This window comes from Streptomyces sp. CRN 30, from assembly GCF_034105845.1.
Map to the genome: position 1 here is coordinate 1 of NZ_JAVRHI010000459.1, position 18311 is coordinate 18311.

Annotated in this window: 11 protein-coding genes; 2 read left to right on the top strand and 9 right to left on the bottom strand. The window is 74.0% G+C overall.

Translation table 11 applies throughout. The features are described 5' to 3' along the window. On the bottom strand, positions 1 to 808 hold an 808-nt coding region (locus tag UW392_RS51965), incomplete at its 3' end, for a maltotransferase domain-containing protein (protein WP_320782436.1). 212 nt (positions 809 to 1020) lie between these two features. Continuing rightward, the gene (locus UW392_RS51970) at positions 1021 to 2223 is read right to left on the bottom strand and encodes a S8 family peptidase (RefSeq protein WP_320782437.1); all 1203 of its coding nucleotides are present in this window, start codon (positions 2221 to 2223) and stop codon (positions 1021 to 1023) included. 311 nt (positions 2224 to 2534) lie between these two features. On the opposite strand from UW392_RS51970, the gene UW392_RS51975 reads away from it, so the two are divergent. Next, positions 2535 to 5153 (top strand): glycosyltransferase family 1 protein, encoded by a 2619-nt coding sequence (locus UW392_RS51975; RefSeq protein ID WP_320782438.1) that lies wholly within the window; start codon positions 2535 to 2537, stop codon positions 5151 to 5153. A gap of 39 nt (positions 5154 to 5192) precedes the next feature. Here UW392_RS51975 and UW392_RS51980 read toward each other — a convergent pair whose 3' ends face one another. The 7 genes from UW392_RS51980 to glgX all read right to left on the bottom strand — a co-directional run bounded on the left by UW392_RS51980 (position 5193) and on the right by glgX (position 16792). Continuing rightward, positions 5193 to 5702, bottom strand: a complete 510-nt coding sequence (locus tag UW392_RS51980) for a DUF1990 domain-containing protein (RefSeq protein ID WP_320782439.1) — start codon at positions 5700 to 5702, stop codon at positions 5193 to 5195. Between the two features lie 74 nt (positions 5703 to 5776). Beyond that, the gene (locus UW392_RS51985) at positions 5777 to 7534 is read right to left on the bottom strand and encodes an ABC transporter ATP-binding protein (protein WP_320782440.1); all 1758 of its coding nucleotides are present in this window, start codon (positions 7532 to 7534) and stop codon (positions 5777 to 5779) included. Further along, positions 7531 to 9261 (bottom strand): ABC transporter ATP-binding protein, encoded by a 1731-nt coding sequence (locus UW392_RS51990; RefSeq protein ID WP_320782441.1) that lies wholly within the window; start codon positions 9259 to 9261, stop codon positions 7531 to 7533. Before UW392_RS51990 ends, UW392_RS51985 begins: the two co-directional genes overlap by 4 nt. A 26-nt stretch (positions 9262 to 9287) precedes the next feature. Further along, positions 9288 to 11144 (bottom strand): ABC transporter ATP-binding protein, encoded by a 1857-nt coding sequence (locus tag UW392_RS51995; RefSeq protein WP_320782442.1) that lies wholly within the window; start codon positions 11142 to 11144, stop codon positions 9288 to 9290. Further along, on the bottom strand, positions 11141 to 12934 hold the full coding sequence (locus UW392_RS52000) for an ABC transporter ATP-binding protein (protein WP_320782443.1): 1794 nt from the start codon (positions 12932 to 12934) through the stop codon (positions 11141 to 11143). The genes UW392_RS51995 and UW392_RS52000 overlap by 4 nt, the downstream gene beginning before the upstream one ends. A 49-nt stretch (positions 12935 to 12983) precedes the next feature. Then, positions 12984 to 14405, bottom strand: a complete 1422-nt coding sequence (locus UW392_RS52005; protein WP_320782444.1) for a sulfatase — start codon at positions 14403 to 14405, stop codon at positions 12984 to 12986. 134 nt (positions 14406 to 14539) lie between these two features. Further along, complete coding sequence (gene glgX / locus UW392_RS52010; protein ID WP_320782445.1) at positions 14540 to 16792, bottom strand: glycogen debranching protein GlgX; 2253 nt, start codon at positions 16790 to 16792, stop codon at positions 14540 to 14542. A gap of 162 nt (positions 16793 to 16954) precedes the next feature. On the opposite strand from glgX, the gene UW392_RS52015 reads away from it, so the two are divergent. Next, positions 16955 to 18178, top strand: coding sequence for a L,D-transpeptidase (locus UW392_RS52015; RefSeq protein ID WP_320782446.1), 1224 nt, complete (start codon positions 16955 to 16957; stop codon positions 18176 to 18178). Positions 18179 to 18311 lie beyond the last annotated feature (133 nt).

Genomic DNA, 18311 nt, shown 5'->3' on the forward strand with positions numbered 1-18311 from the left:
AGCCCATCGCCGCGATCGCCGGGAGGCGGCGGGCGGCGGTGCGGAACGTGCCGTGCGGCCGCTCCGGCGTCCCCTCCGAGCGCGGGAAGAACTCGTACCAGGCGCCGTACAGCGCCCGCTCCCGCTCCACGAGGAGCGGCAACGGCTCGGAGGAAGTGACCAGTTCACGCAGCGGGTACCGCGAGAGCACCCCGTCCACCCGGGGTGTCAGCGCCGCCGCCAGCCGGGACGCGGCCGGGCGGTCCTCGTCGCGCAGCGCCTCGGCGGCGGCGAGCACCTCCCGCCGGCCCCGGTCCTCGGGGACCCGCTCCGCGGCCCGTTCGTACAGCCGGGCGCCCTCCTCCAGGACGAGCGCGGTGTCGATCCCGGCCGGGATCTTGATCTGCGCGTGGTGGCGCCAGGTGGTGACCGGGTCGCCCCACGCCTCGACGGTGTACGTCCACAGGCCGGGCTCACCGGCGGTGACGTCGGCGCCCCAGCGGTCGGTGCCGGGGGCCAGCTCCCGCATGGGTGTCCAAGGGCCGGGCTGCCCCTGGGGATCGGTCAGGACGACATTGGCGGCGACCGCGTCGTGTCCCTCCCGGAACACGGTGGCCGACACCTCGAACGTCTCGCCGGTGACGGCCTTGGCGGGCCGCAGACCGCGCCGGACGACCGGCCGTACGTCGAGCACGGGGATACGGCCGACGACGGGCGCGCCGCCGGAGGGAGGTGGCCCCGCGGGGGGCGGACCGGCGGCGGCCGGGCGCGCGGGGACGTCGGCGCCGTGCGGTGCGGTGGGTACTGACATGTGGTGCGTGGCGGGCATGACCGCTCCTGTCCGCGACAACGAGGGTGGGCGGATGGCTGTGGGGAGGTGGGTCGTGCGGGGGTCCTACCTGAGGCGTGTACCGCGAGAGCCTTCCCCTACTCTTCGGGGCGGCAATCCGGCACTTTGTTACCTACTCACGCGTACCCCCGGGCACAAGGCCGACCCCGCCCGGAAACACGGGGCGGGGCCGGTCCGCGAGAGGCCGTGCGTCAGCCGTGCGGCACGCGCAGGAGCCGGTTCGGTGAGCCGGTGCCGCGGCCGTTCACCTTGCCGGTGGCGGCGCCCGCGACCAGGGACCCCGCCACCTGGGCCGGTTTCGCCCGCGGGTGCGCCGACAGGTACAGCGCCGCCGCGCCCGCCGCGTGCGGCGCCGCCATCGACGTACCGGACCAGGTGATCCGCGCGGTGTCGCTCACCCGGGACGCCGACGTGACGGACACGCCCGGGGCGAACAGGTCGACGGCGGCCCCGTAGTTCGAGAAGGCGGCCCGTGTGTCGGTGCGGTCGGTGGCGCCGACCGTGATCGCCTGCGGGACACCGGCCGGGGAGTACAGGGACGCCGGGCGGCCGGAGTTGCCGGCCGCGACCGTGTACGTGACGCCCGACGCGATCGAGGCGCGCACGGCCGCGTCGAGCTGCGCGTTGCGCGCCCCGCCCAGACTGAGGTTGGCCACCGCCGGCTTGCGGGCGTGCTTCGTGACCCAGTCGATGCCGGCGATCACCCGGGCCGTGGTGCCCGCGCCCTCGGCGTCCAGCACGCGTACGGCGACCACCCGGGCCTTCTTGGCCACGCCGTACGCCGATCCGGCCACCGTGGCCGCGACGTGCGTGCCGTGCCCGTTGCCGTCCTGGGCGGTGCGGTCCCGGCCCACGAAGTCCCAGCCGCTGCTCGCCCGCCCGCCGAAGTCCTTGTGCGTCGTCCGCACCCCGGTGTCGATCACGTACACCGTCACACCCTTGCCCCCCGAACCGGGCGAGGTGTAGCGGCGGTCCAGCGGCAGACTCCGCTGGTCGATACGGTCGAGCCCCCAGGACGGCGGGTTCTTCTGCGTCCCCTCCACCAGCACCCGCGTGTCCTGCGCGACGGAGGCGACCCGGCTGTCGGCGGCGAGCCGCCGCGCCTGTCTCGCGTCCGCGGTGACGGCGTACCCGTTGAGGACGGCGCCGTAGGTGTGGCTGATTCTCGCCCCGTATCTCCCGACGAGGCTCTTTCCGGCCGACGACGCGGCCTCCGTGTCCCCCTTCAGTGTCACCAGGTAACTCCCGCTCACGGTGCCGGGTGCCCCGGCGCCGAGTATGCGACCCTCCGGTACGGCCTGCGCGGGCAGGGTCATGGCCGAAAGCGCCGCGGCACAGCTCACCGCGACCAGGCCCCCCGCCGGGCGCAGACGCGGTGCGCGCGTCCGAGCCATCGTGTGAGTTCCCCTCCTCGATGCGGTCCGCGGGCCTTGGGAAGTGTCAGACAGGCCCCAGGGGCCCGCGCCGCCTGGGGGAAGCCTCTCGTGTGCCGCGAAGCGTCACAAGGTGGCCCAGCGGGGCGGAATCAGCCATATCCGACACGGGCGGTGCGATGGTCCGTCCGGAGGTGCGGGCCGTCGCCGGGGCACGCCGATCGGGCGGACCGCGCGGCGAAGGCCCGCTGTGCCCGCCGGGACGCCGGTACCGTCTGAAGGGACGGCGCGGTACACACCGCGTCACTCCAGCCATCGCGTTGAGGTGGAATGTGAAGGCGATCCGCCGACTGACCGTCCGTCCCGTCCTCCCCGACCCGCTCAGGCCGCTCAGCGACCTGGCCCGCAATCTGCGCTGGTCCTGGCATGCCGAGACCCGGGACCTCTTCCAGTCCGTCGACCCCGAGTGCTGGACCGCGTCGGGCCGCGACCCGGTGCGGCTGCTCGGCACCGTCGCTCCCGCGCGGCTCACGGCCCTCGCCGAGGACCGCCGCTTCCTGCGCCGCCTCACCGCGGCCGCCGACGACCTCGACTTCTACATGACCGGCGACCGCTGGTACCAGGCGCAGACCGCCCGGCTGCCCGCCGCCGTCGCCTACTTCTCACCCGAGTTCGGCATCACCGCCGCGCTGCCCCAGTACTCCGGCGGCCTCGGCATCCTCGCCGGCGACCACCTCAAGGCCGCCAGCGACCTCGGCGTCCCGCTGATCGGCGTCGGCCTGCTCTACCGCCACGGCTACTTCCGCCAGTCCCTCAGCCGGGACGGCTGGCAGCAGGAGCACTACCCGGTCCTCGACCCCAACGAGCTGCCGCTGGCCCTGCTCAAGGAGGCCGACGACACCCCCGCCCAGGTCGCCCTCGCCCTGCCCGGCGGGAAGGAGCTGCGCGCCCGGATCTGGCTGGCCCAGGTCGGCCGCGTCCCGCTGCTGCTGCTCGACTCCGACGTCGAGGAGAACGACCTCGGCGAGCGCGGCGTCACCGACCGGCTCTACGGCGGCGGCAGCGAGCACCGGCTGCTCCAGGAGATGCTGCTGGGTATAGGAGGGGTCAGGGCGGTACGGACGTACTGCCGGCTCACCGGACACGCCGGACCCGAGGTGTTTCACACCAACGAGGGACACGCCGGCTTCCTCGGCCTGGAGCGCATCGCGGAGCTGTGCGACGACGGCGCCGAGTTCGACCCGGCGCTCGAAGCGGTCCGCGCCGGAACCGTCTTCACCACCCACACCCCCGTCCCGGCCGGCATCGACCGCTTCGACCGCGAACTGGTCGCCCGCCACTTCGGCCCCGGCGCCGAACTCCCCCGCATCGACGTCGAACGCATCCTCCGGCTCGGCATGGAGACCTACCCCGGCGGCGAACCCAACCTCTTCAACATGGCGGTGATGGGCCTGCGCCTGGCCCAGCGCGCCAACGGCGTCTCCACCCTGCACGGCGGGGTCAGCCGCGCCATGTTCAACGGACTCTGGCCCGGCTTCGACGCCGACGAGGTCCCGATCACCTCCGTCACCAACGGCGTGCACGCCCCCACCTGGGTCGCCCCCGAGGTGTTCCGGCTCGGCGCCCGGCAGATCGGCGCGCAGCGCACCGAGGACGCCCTGACCGTCGGCGGCAGCGACCGCTGGGACGCCGTCGCCGACATCCCCGACCAGGACATCTGGGAGCTCCGCCGCACCCTGCGCGAACAGCTCGTGGAGGAGGTCCGGGTACGGCTGCGGGACTCCTGGCGGCAGCGCGGCGCCGGCACCGCCGAACTGGGCTGGATCGACGGCGTCCTCGACCCCGACGTCCTCACCATCGGCTTCGCCCGGCGCGTCCCCTCGTACAAGCGGCTGACGCTGATGCTCCGCGACCGGGACCGGCTGATGGAGCTGCTGCTCCACCCAGAGCGGCCGATCCAGATCGTCGTCGCAGGCAAGGCGCACCCGGCGGACGACGGCGGCAAGCGGCTGGTGCAGGAACTGGTGCGGTTCGCCGACGACCCGCGGGTCCGCCACCGCGTCGTCTTCCTGCCCGACTACGGCATGGCCATGGCGCAGAAGCTCTACCCGGGCTGCGACATCTGGCTGAACAATCCGCTGCGGCCGCTGGAGGCGTGCGGGACCAGCGGCATGAAGGCCGCGCTCAACGGCTGCCTCAACCTCTCCGTGCTGGACGGCTGGTGGGACGAGTGGTTCCGGCCCGACTTCGGCTGGGCGATCCCCACCGCCGACGGCGCGGGCACGGACCCCGACCGGCGTGACGCCATAGAGGCCGCCGCCCTCTACGACCTGCTGGAACAGCGGATCACGCCGCGCTTCTACGAGCGCGGAGGCGACGGCCTGCCCGACCGCTGGATCGAGATGGTCCGCGAGACCCTCAGCCACCTCGGCCCGAAGGTGCTGGCCGGGCGCATGGTCCGCGAGTACGTCGACCGGCTCTACGCCCCGGCCGCCGCGGCCCACCGCGCGATGGACCCGGAGGCCGCGCGCCGCCTCGCCGACTGGAAGACCCGCGTCCGCGCCGCCTGGCACGGGGTGAGCGTCGACCACGTCGAGACCACCGCGGCCGCGGCCACCGCCGAACTCGGCTCCACCCTCGGCCTGCGGGTCCGGGTCGACCTCGGCGACCTCGCCCCGGACGACGTGGAGGTGCAGGCGGTCTCCGGGCGGGTGGACACCGAGGACCGCATCACCGGCGCGACGGCCGTCCCGCTGAAGCCGGTGGGCGGCCCCGACCTGGAGGGGCGCTGGGCCTACGAGGGTCCGCTCGCCCTGGACCGGACCGGACCCTTCGGCTACACGGTCCGTATCCTGCCCGCCCACCCGCTGCTGGCCTCCGCCGCGGATCTCGGCCTCGTCGCCGTGCCGTCGGAGGACCAGATGGAGGCGGCGGGCCTGCTCATGCGGTGATCCGCGGCACGCGGTGACCCACCGGGCCTGTGCGGGCCCTCACTCCTCGGAGACCGGCCCGCACAGGTCCCGCAGCACCTTGCCGCACCGGCGCGCGTAGGCGTGCTGGAAACCGCGGGCCGCCGGACCGCCCGCCTTGGTGTACCACTTGGCCGGGCGGCTGAACGCGGTCACCGTCAGCCAGACCGTGCCGTCACCGGTACGGTCCACGACGAACGCCTCCTCACCGGACTCCGGATGACCGGGCAGCGTGCCGTACGCCCACCCGGCGCGGCGGTGCTCCTCCACCGTCCACACCACCCGGCAGGGCGCCTTGATCATCCCGGCGAGGGTCACGGTGACGTCCACGCCGGGCGCGGCCCGGTCCGCGCCCGTGTCGAGACCGACACCCACCGCCCGGTGCAACTCCCAGGTCAGAAGCGCCTCGGCGGCCCGGTGGAAGACCCGTTCCCCCTCTCCCAGGCGGGTGCGCACGTGCAGGGAGTGGAAACCCGGCGGGCAGTGGCCCTGCTCGCGGGTCGCGCCGACGGCGTCGTACGTGAAGGACATGGGACGCAAGCCTAGGACGGATCGGGGCGGGTCCGGGTACGGGGTGCGCCGCCGTGCCGGTCGGCGCGGGCCCGTCAGCCGTCGCCGTGCCACGACCCCCACAGTGCCGCGTACGCCCCGCCGGCCGCCACCAGCTCGTCGTGCGTGCCCACTTCGGTCAGCAGCCCGTCCTCCATCACGGCCACCCGGTCGGCGTCGTGCGCGGTGTGCAGCCGGTGCGCGATGGCGATGACCGTCCGCCCTTCGAGTACGGCGGCCAGGGCGCGTTCGGTGTGCCGGGCCGTCGTCGGGTCGAGCAGGGCGGTCGCCTCGTCCAGGATCAGCGTGTGCGGGTCGGCCAGCACCACCCGGGCCAGGGCGAGCTGCTGGGCCTTCGAGCCGTCGGAACGGGCACCGGGGGCCCCGCCCGGCTCGCTGTCGAGACCCTCCGGCAGGTCGCGCACCCACCCGGCGGCGCCGACCGCGGCGAGGGCGGCCATGAGGTCCTCGTCGGTGGCGGCCGGTTCGGCGATGAGCAGGTTGTCGCGGACCGTGCCGAGGAAGACGTGGTGCTCCTGGGTGACCAGGACCACCTGGCGGCGCAGCCGCTCCGGGGCGAGCGAGGAGACCGGCACCCCGCCGACCGTGACCGATCCGGCGGTCGGCGCGTCGACGCCCGCGAGGAGCCGGCTCAGCGTCGTCTTGCCCGCGCCGGACGGCCCGACGACCGCCAGCCGCTCACCGGGCCGCACCGTCAGGTCCACGCCGCGCAGCACCTCGTCGCCGCGGCCGTAGGCGTACCGCGCGCCGGTCACGTCGATCCGGTCGTCCGCCGGGGCGCGGGAGCCCTCCGCGACGGCGCGCGGGGCGCTCGCCAGTCCCTCCACCCGGGCGAAGGACGCGCCACCGGCCTGGAGCTGCTCGATCCGCATCAGCACCTCGTCCAGCGGCCCGGCCAGTTGCTGGAGACAGACCGCGCAGGCCACCACCGTGCCGACACTCGTCGCGCCGCGCGCGTGCAGGACCCCGCCGATCAGCAGCACACCCGCCACCGGCAGCACATAGGAGATCTCCACCGCCGGGAAGAACACCGACCGCAGGAACAGCGTGCGGAACCGGGTCCGCCGGGACACCTCCAGCGCCTCCCGGCTCGCGGCGGTCCGCGCCCCCGCCAGCCCGAACGCCTCCACCGTGCGGGCCCCGGCGACCGTCGTGGCGAGGACCTCGGCGACCTCCGAGGTGGCGGCGCCCTCGGCGAGATAGGCGTCCCGCGCCCGCCGCAGATACCAGCGCAGCGCGCACCAGATCGGCAGCAGGGCCAGTGTGCCGATCGCGCCGAGCAGCGGGTCGAGGACGAGCACCGCGACGATCAGGAACAGTGACTGCACCCCGTTGACCAGCAGATGCGGTCCGGCGTCCCGCAGCGTCGTGCCGACGGTGGTCACATCGGCCGTGCCACGCGTCGTCAGGTCGCCCGTACCGGCCCGCTCCACCACCGCCGCGGGCAGCGCCAGCGCCCGGACCACGAACCGCTCCCGCACCCGGGCCAGCGTCCGCTCGCCGAAGCGGTGTCCGGCGTACCGGGCCCAGCGGGCCAGCAGGAGCTGCGCCAGCGAACAGAGCACGATGGCGAGGGCCGTCCGGTCCACGGCGCCGACGCCCGCCCCGGCGCGTACGTCGTCGACGATCCGGCCCAGCAGCCACGGACCGGCGAGACCGGCCAGCGCCGCCAGCGCGTTCAGGACCAGGACGAGGACGACGGACCGGACGTCGGAGCGGACCAGTCCGGCCGCCGCCCGCCGCACGTCGGCCCGCTCGGCCACGGGCAGGTGCCCGGCCTGCGGCGAGGTCATCGCACAGCCTCCTCTTCCACCTGTTCCCCGTCCTCCTCCGCGTCCCGCGAGACCAGCGCCCGGTAGTCCGGCTCGGCGTCGAGCAGTTCACGGTGGGTGCCGGTGGCCGCGACCTTCCCGTCGACCAGGTGGTGCACGGTGTCCATCCGGGCCAGGAGCAGCGGCGAGGTGCACGCCACCACCGTCGTACGGCCCGCGCGGACCGTCCGCAGCCGGTCCGCGACCAGCGCCTCGGTGTGCGCGTCCAGTGCCGACGTCGGCTCCACGGCCAGCAGCACCTCCGGGTCGGCCAGCAGCGCCCGCGCCAGCCGCACCCGCTGCCGCTGCCCGCCGGAGAGGCTGCGGCCCTGCGCGTCGACCGCCGAGTCGAGCCCGTCGGGCAGGGAGCGCACGATGTCGTCGGCGACGGCCGCGTGCGTGGCCCGCGCCAGTGCGGCGTCCGGGGCGGCCCGGGGACCGGCGACCATCTCCCGCAGCGGACCCGCGAACAGGTCGGCCTCGTGCTCCGCGACCAGGACACGCTCGCGCACCAGCGGCAGCGGAACCTCGTCCAGCCGTGTCCCGCCCCACGTCACCTCGGTCGGACCGTACCGGCCGAGACGGTCCACCACGGCGGCGAGATCGGCCGGCCGGGCCCCGGTCAGCGCGGTCAGCCGGCCCGGCACCACCCGGACCCCGGAGACCGGGTCGTGAAGGACCGACGGCCCGGCGGGCGCGTCCCGGGTACCGCCGTCCGGCTCGGCCTCAAGACGCAGGAACGCCACGATCCGCCGGGCCGCCACCACTCCCCGGGCGAGCTGGTACCCCATCTCGATGAGGAACGCCACCGGCCAGCCCAGCGCCACCACATAGCCGTACACCGCGACCAGTTCGCCCACGGTGATCTCGCCGCGCGCCGCCAGCCGCGCCCCCAGCCAGGTCACCAGCGCCAGGAACAGCACCGGCAGGCCCACCCCGAGCGCCTGGATCCAGCTGGTGACCGCGCCGACCCGGTAGCCCTGCTCGCGCAGCAGCGCCGAGTCCCGGCGGAAGGCGTCCCCGACGAGGCCCTTGCCGCCCAGGCCGTTCAGCACCCGCAGTCCGCCCGCGAGGTCGCCGATCCGCGCCGTCAGCACCGACTGCCGCTCCCGGTACTCCGCCTCCCGCCCCTGGAGCCGGCCCATCAGCGGACCCAGCACCACACCGAGCAGCGGCACCCCGACCAGCACCACCAGGGCCAGCCACGGCGACACCGACACCATCAGAGCGCCGACCACCGCGTAGGCCACCACCGCACCGAGGCCGGGCCCCACGGCGACCATCGCCTGGCTGATGGTCTGCACGTCACCGACGCCGATGGTGACGACCTCCCCGGCGTCCACCTGCCCGCGCAGCCGGGCGCCGAGCCGCGCCGCGTGGTCGACGACCAGCTTGACCGTACGGAAGTTGGCGTCCATCCGGATACGGGTCATCGTGCGGTGCCGCAGGACGCTCAGCCCCGCGTTGACCGTGCCCACGCCGGCCAGCGCGGCCGTCCATCCCGTCAGCGCGCCCAGGTCGCCCGGCTCCAGACCGTGGTCGACGGCCCGGGACATCAGGTACGGCGTCGCCGCCAGCAGCACCATCCAGACGCTGGACAGCAGCGCCGCCGTGAGCGCCCGGCCCCGCTGCCGCGCGACCACCCACAGCAGATACCGCCGGCCGCCCCGGAGGTCGGGCGTGCCGGGCTCCTCGTACGGGTCGATCACCGTCTTCTCCCCCCGCGGCCCCGGCGTCACGCGAGGCTGTCCCGCCACGCCCGGTGCAGGTCCGCGAAGCGGCCCGTGCCCGCGATCAGCTCCGCCGGGGAGCCGTCCTCCACGATCCGGCCGTGCTCCATCACCAGCACCCGGTCGGCGATCTCCACCGTCGACAGCCGGTGCGCGATCACCACCGCCGTACGGCCCCTCAGCACCGTCCCCATCGCCTGCTGCACCGCCCGCTCGCCGGGGATGTCCAGGGAACTGGTCGCCTCGTCCAGGATCAGCACCGCCGGGTCCGCGAGCAGCGCCCGCGCGAACGCGACGAGCTGGCGCTGCCCGGCGGAGATCCGGCCGCCGCGCTTGCGGACGTCGGTGTCGTAGCCGTCGGGCAGGGCGCTGACGAAGTCGTGCGCGCCGATCGCCTTCGCGGCCCGCTCGATCTCCTCGCGCGTGGCCTCGGGACGGCCGATGGCGATGTTCTCGGCGACCGTGCCGGAGAACAGGAACGCCTCCTGCGTCACCATCACCACCCCGCGCCGCAGCTCCGGCACGGCCAGGTCGCGCAGGTCGGTGCCGTCCAGCAGGACCTGTCCGGCGGACGGGTCGTAGAACCGGGCGAGCAGCTTGGCCAGGGTCGACTTGCCGGCGCCGGTCGACCCGACGACGGCGACCGTCTGCCCGGCGGGGAGGGTCAGGTCGAAGCGGGGGAGCACCTCGCCGCCCGTGCGGTAGCCGAAGCTCACCCCGTCGAAGACGACCTCCCGGCCGGGGATGTCGGCCGCCGGGGGCGGCAGTTCACGCGGCTGCGACGGCTCGGGCACGGACGGCACCTGCGCGAGCAGACCGGCGATCTTCTCCAGCGAGGCCGCCGCCGACTGGTAGGAGTTCAGGAACATGCCGAGCCGGTCGATCGGGTCGTACAGCCGCCGCAGGTACAGCACCGCCGCGGCCAGCACACCGAGCGCCAGGGTGCCGTCCGCGACCCGGTAGGCGCCCCACAGCACGATGCCCGCGACCGCCGTGTTGGCGACCAGCCGCGAGGAGGTGACGTAACGGGCCATCTCCAGCAGGGCGTCGCCGTTGCTCCGCTCGTGCCGGTGGTTCAGCACCGCGAAGCCGGCGTCGTTGGCCGCCTCGCGGCGGAAGGCGCGTACCGGCCGGATGCCGTTCATCGTCTCGACGAACTTCACGATCACCGCCGCGACGGCCGTGGACCGCTCCCGGTACGCCCGGCCCGCGCGCCGCCGGTACCCGCGCACCAGCACGTACAGCGGCACCAGCGACGCCACCGCGACGGCCCCGAGCCGCAGGTCCAGCCAGAGCAGCAGCACCGAGATGTAGACGAACGACAGGATGACCGTGACCAGCTCCTGCAACCCCTCGCTGAGCAGCTCGCGCAGCGACTCCACGTCCGTGGTGGAACGGGAGATCAGCCGGCCCGAGGTGTACCGCTCGTGGAAGTCCACGCTCAGCGCCTGCGCGTGCCGGAAGATCCGGCCGCGCAGGTCCAGCAGCACGTCCTGGTTGACGCGGGCCGACGCGGCGATGAAGGCGTACTGGAGGCCGCCCGCCGTCAGCGCGCAGAGCAGGTAGCCCGCGGCGACCGCGATCAGCGGCCCCCGGTCGTCCGCGCGGAGCGCCGGCACGGCGTGGTCGATGGCGTACGCCACCAGCAGCGGGCCCACCTGCACGGCCGCCTGCTGCACCAGCAGCAGGAGGGTGGTGACGGCGACGCGGGCCCGCATCGGCGCCAGCAGCGAGCGCAGCAGGGCGCCGGTGGCACCGGGCGGGGTGGGCAGGGAGTCGTGGTCGAAGGGGTCGCCGCCGGACGCGGGTGACCGGCCGTCGGGCTCGTCCTCGGCCGGGGCGGTGGTGGTGGGCGCCGTCATCGGTCGTCGTCCTCCTGCTCTCCCGCCATCAGGTGGGCGTACTCGGCGTTGGTGCGCAGCAGTTCGTGGTGGGTGCCGACGGCGGTGATCCGGCCGCCGGAGAGCAGCGCCACCCGGTCGGCGAGCAGCACCGTGGAGGGCCGGTGGGCCACGATCAGCGCGGTGGTGTCGGCGAGCACCCGGCGCAGGGCGGCCTCGACGGCGGCCTCCGTGTGCACGTCGAGCGCGGAGAGCGGGTCGTCCAGGACCAGGAAGCGGGGCCGGCCGACCACCGCGCGGGCCAGCGCGAGGCGTTGGCGCTGGCCGCCGGAGAGGCTCAGGCCCTGCTCGCCGACCTGGGTGTCGGTGCCCTCGGGGAGCGCGTGCGCGAACTCCGCCTGGGCGATGTCGAGGGCGCGGCGCAGCGCGGGGCCGTCGGCGTCGCCGCCGGCTCCCATCAGGACGTTCTCGCCGACGCTCGCGGAGAAGAGGGTGGGTTCCTCGAAGGCGACGGCGACCATGGCGCGCACCTCCGCACGGGGAAGCGCCGTGATGTCCGTGCCGTCGAGTGTGATCGTGCCCTCGGTGACCTCGTGCAGGCGGGGGACGAGCGCGGTGAGCGTCGTCTTGCCGCTGCCGGTGGCGCCCACGAGGGCCATCGACTCACCGGAGCGGATGTGGAGGTCGACTCCGGCGAGGGTGGGCGGGGAGTCGGGCGGGGCGTCGGGGTACCGGAAGCGGACGTTCTCGAACCGGAGGCCGGTGGAGGCGGGCCGCCCGGCGCCGCGAGGAGCCGTCCCGGCCGATTCCGGCTCCGGCTCCTGGTCCTGGTCCATGACCTCGAAGTACCGCTCCGTCGCCGTCGCGGCCTCCTGGCTCATCGCCAGCAGGAAGCCGATCGACTCCACGGGCCACCGCAGCGCCAGCGCCGTGGACAGGAACGCCACCAGCGTCCCCGCCGACAGCTGCCCGTCGGCGACCTGCACCGCCCCGACCACCACCGCCGCGCCGATGGCCACTTCGGGCAGGGTGACGATGACGGCCCAGATCGCGGCGAGCAGCCGCGCCTTGCGCAGCTCCGTCCCGCGCAGCGTCCGCGCCAGGTCGCGGAAGGCCCGCGCCTGGCTGCGGTGCCGGCCGAACCCCTTGATGATCCGGATGCCGAGGACGCTCTCCTCGACGACCGTGGTCAGGTCCCCGACCTGGTCCTGCGCGCGCCGCGCGATGTCGGCGTACTTCTTCTCGAAGACCGAGCAGGTGATGACGACCGGTATCGCCGGACCCAGGATCACCAGGCCCAGCGTCCAGTCCTGCACCAGCATGATGATCACGCCGACGAGGATCGTCACCCCGTTGACCAGCAGGAACGTCAGCGGGAACGCCAGGAACATGCGCAGCAGCATGAGATCGGTGGTGCCGCGCGACAGCAACTGGCCCGACGGCCACCGGTCGTGGAAGGCGACCGGCAGCCGTTGCAGCCGCCGGTACAGCGCGGCCCGCATCTCCGCCTCGACGTGCGACAGCGGGCGCGCCACCAGCCACCGCCGCAGCCCGAACAGCAGCGCCTCCGCGACCCCGAGGAGCAGCAGGTAGAGCGCGCCGAGCCAGACCCCGGCCGGATCGCGGCCGGCGACCGGGCCGTCCACCATCCACTTCAGGACGAGCGGGATCACCAGCGCCACACAGGAGGCCAGGACCGCTATGAACGCGGCGGTGAACAGCCGTACGCGTACGGGCCGCACGAACGGCCACAGGCGCAGCAGCGTCCGCACGGCGGACCGGTCCTCGGGGGGTGCGGGTGTGGTGGTCATCAGCAGTGAGCCTACGGTTCACCACTGACACTGCCCATCGAGTTTCCGCTCAGGACGCCGGGTACGGCAGCAGCGTGCCGTCCACCTTCTCCCAGGCCGCCTTCAGCTCGGCGAGCAGCTCCGGGCGGACGGCGGCGAGGTCGGCCTGTTCGCGGGCGTCGGCGGAGAGGTCGTACAGGTGGTCCGCGCCGTCGGCGTCCCGGTAGTACTTGAAGTCGCCGCGACGCAGCGCCCGGTTGCCCCGCACCCGCCAGAACAGGTCACGCTCGGGGACGTCCGCGCCGCGCAGCAGGTACCCGGCGAGGCTCTGCCCGTCCAGCGGGTACGCCTTGTCGGCGCGGGCGCCGGCGATCTCCAGCAGGGTCGCCGTCCAGTCCGGCGAGAAGACCGGCTCGTGGCTGACCTGGCGGCCGTCCACGGCGGCCGGCCAGCGCAGGATGGTCGGCACCCGGATGCCGCCCTCCAGCAGCTCCGACTTGCCGCCGCTGAGCGGCCACTGGTAGGAGAAGCGCTCGCCGCCGTTGTCGCTGGCGAAGACGACGATCGTGTCGTCCTCCTGGCCGGAGCGGCGCAGCGCGGTGAGCACCTCGCCGATGGAGGCGTCGAGGTTCTCGACCATCTCCTTGTACTTCTCCACCGAGCCGCCGTCGTTGTGGAGCAGCGCGCCCAGGACGTTCCCGCCGCGGATCTTCTCCTCGATCCCGGCGGCCGTCTCCGCGTCGTCCTCGGTCAGCCAGGGCCAGTGCGGGGTCGTGAAGTTGAGGTTGAGCAGCCAGGGGTCGTCGTGGTCGCGGGAGACGTACTCCACGGCCCGCTCGGTCAGCACGGTGGTGTAGTAGCGCAGGTCCTTGTACTCGGCGTCGCCCTCGTACAGGTCGTAGTCGCCGAGCTGGCCCAGCTTGGAGAAGTACTCCAGGGCCCCGCCGAAGTTGCCGAAGAACTCGTCCCAGCCGGACTTGGTCGGGGAGTAGTCCGGCAGCCAGCCGCAGTGCCACTTGCCGATCAGGGCGGTGGAGTAACCGGCCTTCTTCAGCAGTGAGGCGAGGGTCGGGTGGTCCGGGGAGAGGCCCTGGGTGCGGCTGCCGATGGGCTCGGCGAGGCCGCCCGGCGTACGGCCCGGGTAGCGGCCGGTGTAGAGGCTGAAACGGGTGGGGGAGCAGGTCGCCGAACCGGAGTAGGCGTTGGTGAACCGCACGCCCTGGGCCGCGAGCCGGTCCAGGTTCGGGGTGTCGATGTGCGGCGAGCCGTACGAGGACAGGTCCGCCCAGCCGAGGTCGTCGCCCAGGATGAACAGGATGTTCGGGCGTCTGCGGGAGCGGCCGGAGGTACGGGCCCGGAACGGACGCTCGGCGGGAGCGGCGGGAGCGGTGGGCGTGGCGGCCCCGGCGGACGGCGCGGACGCGCCGGCGACGGCCGTCACCGCGCCGCCGCCGACCAGACCGCCGAAAACACGACGGGATATTTCGGGCATGCGGGAACCCCAAGCGATGGAGGGAAGCGTGAAGGGGGGTGTGACCAGCACGTTTCCAGTCGCGTCGGCCGGCGGTCAACGAAATCGCCGACGCGTTCACAAGGTCGAAAAGAACGGTCCGGCCGCCCGAACGGTCAGTCCAGCACCCGCAGCAGCAGTACGGTCCGTCCCGGCACGGTCAGCTCCGTACCGGCCGGGTGGGTCTCCTCCGGCTCGGCCGCCTGGTCCTCCCGGCCGGTGTCCACCACCACCTCGTACCGCCGCGCCCAGGGCTCGGCCGGCAGCACGAACTCCACCGGCCCCTCCCCGGCGTGCAGCACGGCCAGGAAGCTGTCGTCGACGATCGGCGTGCCGCGCTCGTCGCGGCCCGGGATGTCCCGCCCGGACAGGTACATCCCGAGGGTGGCGGCCGGCGCGTACCAGTCCCCTTCCGTCATCTCGGTGCCCCGCGTGGTGAACCACGCCAGGTCGCGCAGGCCGTCCGCGGTCTGCGGACGGCCCGAGAAGAACGCGCGGCGGCGCAGCACCGGATGGGTGTGCCGCAGCCGGATCAGCCGCGCGGTCAGCTCGGACAGCGCCCGCCAGCCGGGGTCGTCAAGGAGGCTCCAGTCCACCCAGCTGATCTCGTTGTCCTGGCAGTAGGCGTTGTTGTTGCCGCCCTGGGTGCGGCCCAGCTCGTCACCGGCGACCAGCATCGGCACGCCCGTGGAGAGCAGCAGCGTCGTCAGCAGGTTGCGCAGCTGGCGGCGGCGGAGCGCCCGGACCGCCTCGTCGTCGGTCTCGCCCTCCGCGCCGTGGTTCCACGCCCGGTTGTCGTCCGTGCCGTCCCGGTTGCCCTCGCCGTTGGCCTCGTTGTGCTTGCGCTCGTAGGAGACCAGGTCGCGCAGGGTGAAGCCGTCGTGCGCGGTGATGAAGTTGACCGACGCGTACGGGCGCCGCCCGCCCCACGCGTACAGGTCGCTGGAGCCCGACAGCCGGTAGCCCATCTCCCGCACGTCGGGCAGCGCGTGCCGCCAGAAGTCCCGTACGGCGTCGCGGTAGCGGTCGTTCCACTCCGTCCACAGCGGCGGGAACGCGCCCACCTGGTAGCCGCCGGAGCCGACGTCCCACGGCTCGGCGATCAGCTTCACCCGGCGCAGCACCGGGTCCTGCGCGATGACCGCGAGGAACGGGGAGAGCATGTCGACGTCGTGCATCGAGCGCGCCAGCGCCGCCGCCAGGTCGAAGCGGAAGCCGTCCACTCCCATCTCCGTCACCCAGTAGCGCAGGGAGTCCGTGATCAGGCGCAGCACGTGCGGCTGGACGACGTGCAGGGTGTTGCCGCAGCCGGTGTAGTCGGCGTACCGGCGCGGGTCGCCCGCCAGCCGGTAGTAGCCGCGGTTGTCGATGCCCTTCAGGGAGAGCATCGGGCCCAGCTCGCCGGCCTCCGCGGTGTGGTTGTAGACGACGTCCAGGATCACCTCGATGCCGGCCGCGTGCAGCGCGCGCACCATCCGCTTGAACTCGCCGACCTGCTCGCCGCGGGTGCCGGAGGCGGCGTACGCGGCGTGCGGGGCGAAGTAGCCGACGGAGTTGTACCCCCAGTAGTTCCTCAGGCCGCGCTCCAGCAGGTGGCTCTCGTGCGCGAACTGGTGCACCGGCAGCAGCTCCGCCGCCGTCACGCCCAGCTCCACCAGGTGCCGCACCGCCGCAGGGTGGGCGAGTCCGGCGTAGGTGCCGCGCAGCTCCTCGGGGACGCCGGGGTGGCGCATGGTGAAGCCGCGCACGTGCAGCTCGTACAGGACGGTGTCGGCCCACGGGGTCTTCGGCCGGTGGTCGTCCGCCCAGTCGTCGTCGTCATGGACGACGACGCCCTTCGGGACGTACGGCGCCGAGTCGCGGTCGTCGCGGACGGTGTCGGCGACGTGCTGCTCCGGCCAGTCCCGCACATGGCCGTACACCTCCGGCGGAAGGGTGAAATCACCGTCGACCGCGCGGGCGTAGGGGTCCAGGAGCAGCTTCGCCGGGTTCCAGCGGGCGCCGGTCCACGGGTCCCAGCGGCCGTGCACCCGGTAGCCGTAGCGCCGGCCCGGCCGGACCTCCGGCACGAAACCGTGCCAGATCTCGTGGGTCAGCTCGGTCAGCCGCACCCGGCGCTCCCCGCCGCCGCGCTCGTCGAACAGACACAGCTCGACCGCCTCCGCGCCGCTCGCCCACAGCGCGAAGTTGGTGCCCGCCACCCCGTCGGGACCGGTCCTGAACCGGGCGCCGAGCGGCACCGGCGTACCCGGCCACGCGGACGCGGCGGGCGGCGGCGCGGCCCGCCGCACACCGCTCGCGGCGGCTGCCCGCCCCGTCCCGGCGGCCCGCTTTCCGGCCTTCGCCTCCTGCTCGGCTGCGCTGGACACCTGTCGGCCTCCCACGGCTCACGGGACGACGGGCGGAGACGGGAAAAAGGGCGTACGGCGTCCCGGCCGCGGCTCCCCGTCGCGTCGTCCTCCCCTCTGTTCTGCCCAGAGCATGGCTCGCACTCACGTTTCCCCAGGGCGGACCGGTCGTTACGGGTGGATGTGAGGCACGTACACGGGCGCGCACGGCGCGCGGCAGCCGGGCTGGCCGCCGTACTGACATGGGCAGGACTGCTGGCCGGAGCCGCCGGCTGCACCGCGGAGGGCGGGTTCGGCGGGGTGTTCGGCAAGCCCCGCGCCCCCGGCGAGACCGTCCGCATCACCCCGGACGACGGCGACAAGGGCGTGCGGCCCGGCCGGAAGCTGCTCGTCGAGGCGGTCCGGGGGCGGCTGGAGTCGGTGCGGGCCGTCACCTCCCAGGACGCCCGCCAGAGCGAGGTGCCCGGCCGGATCTCCGCCGACGGGCGGCGCTGGGAGCCGGTCGACGGACGGCTCGCGCTCGCCGCGAAGTACACCGTCGACGCCGTCGCCGTGGACGACGACGGCCGCCGCTCCGCCCGCCACGCGACCTTCACGACGTACGTCCCCGAGGAGCGGTTCATCGGCTACGTCGCCCCCGAGAACCGGTCCACCGTCGGCACCGGGATGATCGTCTCCCTGGAGTTCAGCCGGGAGATCACCGACCGCGCGGCCGTGGAGCGGGCCGTCCGGGTGAGCGCCGAGCCGGCCGTCGACATCCGGCCGCACTGGTTCGGCCGGGACCGTCTCGACTTCCGCCCCGAGGAGTACTGGGAACCCGGCACCGAGGTCACCGTCGACCTGCGCCTCCGTGACGTCGAGGGCGCGCCCGGGGTGTACGGGCTCCAGCACAAGACGGTCACCTTCACCGTCGGCCGCAGCCAGGTCTCGGTGGTCGACGCCGCCCGCCGCACGATGAAGGTCCGCCGCGACGGCGAGCTGCTGGCCACCGTGCCCGTCACCGCGGGCGCCGCGAAGACCACCACGTACAACGGCAAGATGGTGGTGACCGAGATGCTCGACGTCACCCGCATGAACAGCCGCACGGTCGGCTTCGGCGGCGAGTACGACATCCCCGACGTCCCGCACGCCCTGCGCCTGACCGCCTCCGGCACCTTCCTGCACGGCAACTACTGGGCGCCGCGCCACGTCTTCGGCCGGACCAACGTCAGCCACGGCTGCGTCGGCCTGCGGGACGTGAAGGGCGGCGGCGCGGAGACTCCGGCGGGGTGGTTCTTCGACCGCAGTCTCGTCGGAGACGTCGTCGAGGTGGTGCACAGCGACGACCGCACCGTCGCCCCCGACAACGGGCTCGGCGGCTGGAACATGAGCTGGCGGTCGTGGCGGGAGGGAAGCGCGGTGCGATGATCCACGTCCCGTCCACAACTCGGTACGGAACAGTGACAATCGACCCCTCCAAACCGCTCCTGGCCTGCGGTTACCATGCGCCGAAGTGTGTATGCGCACACGGGGTGCGGGCCGGACCGGGCCCGGCGAGGGG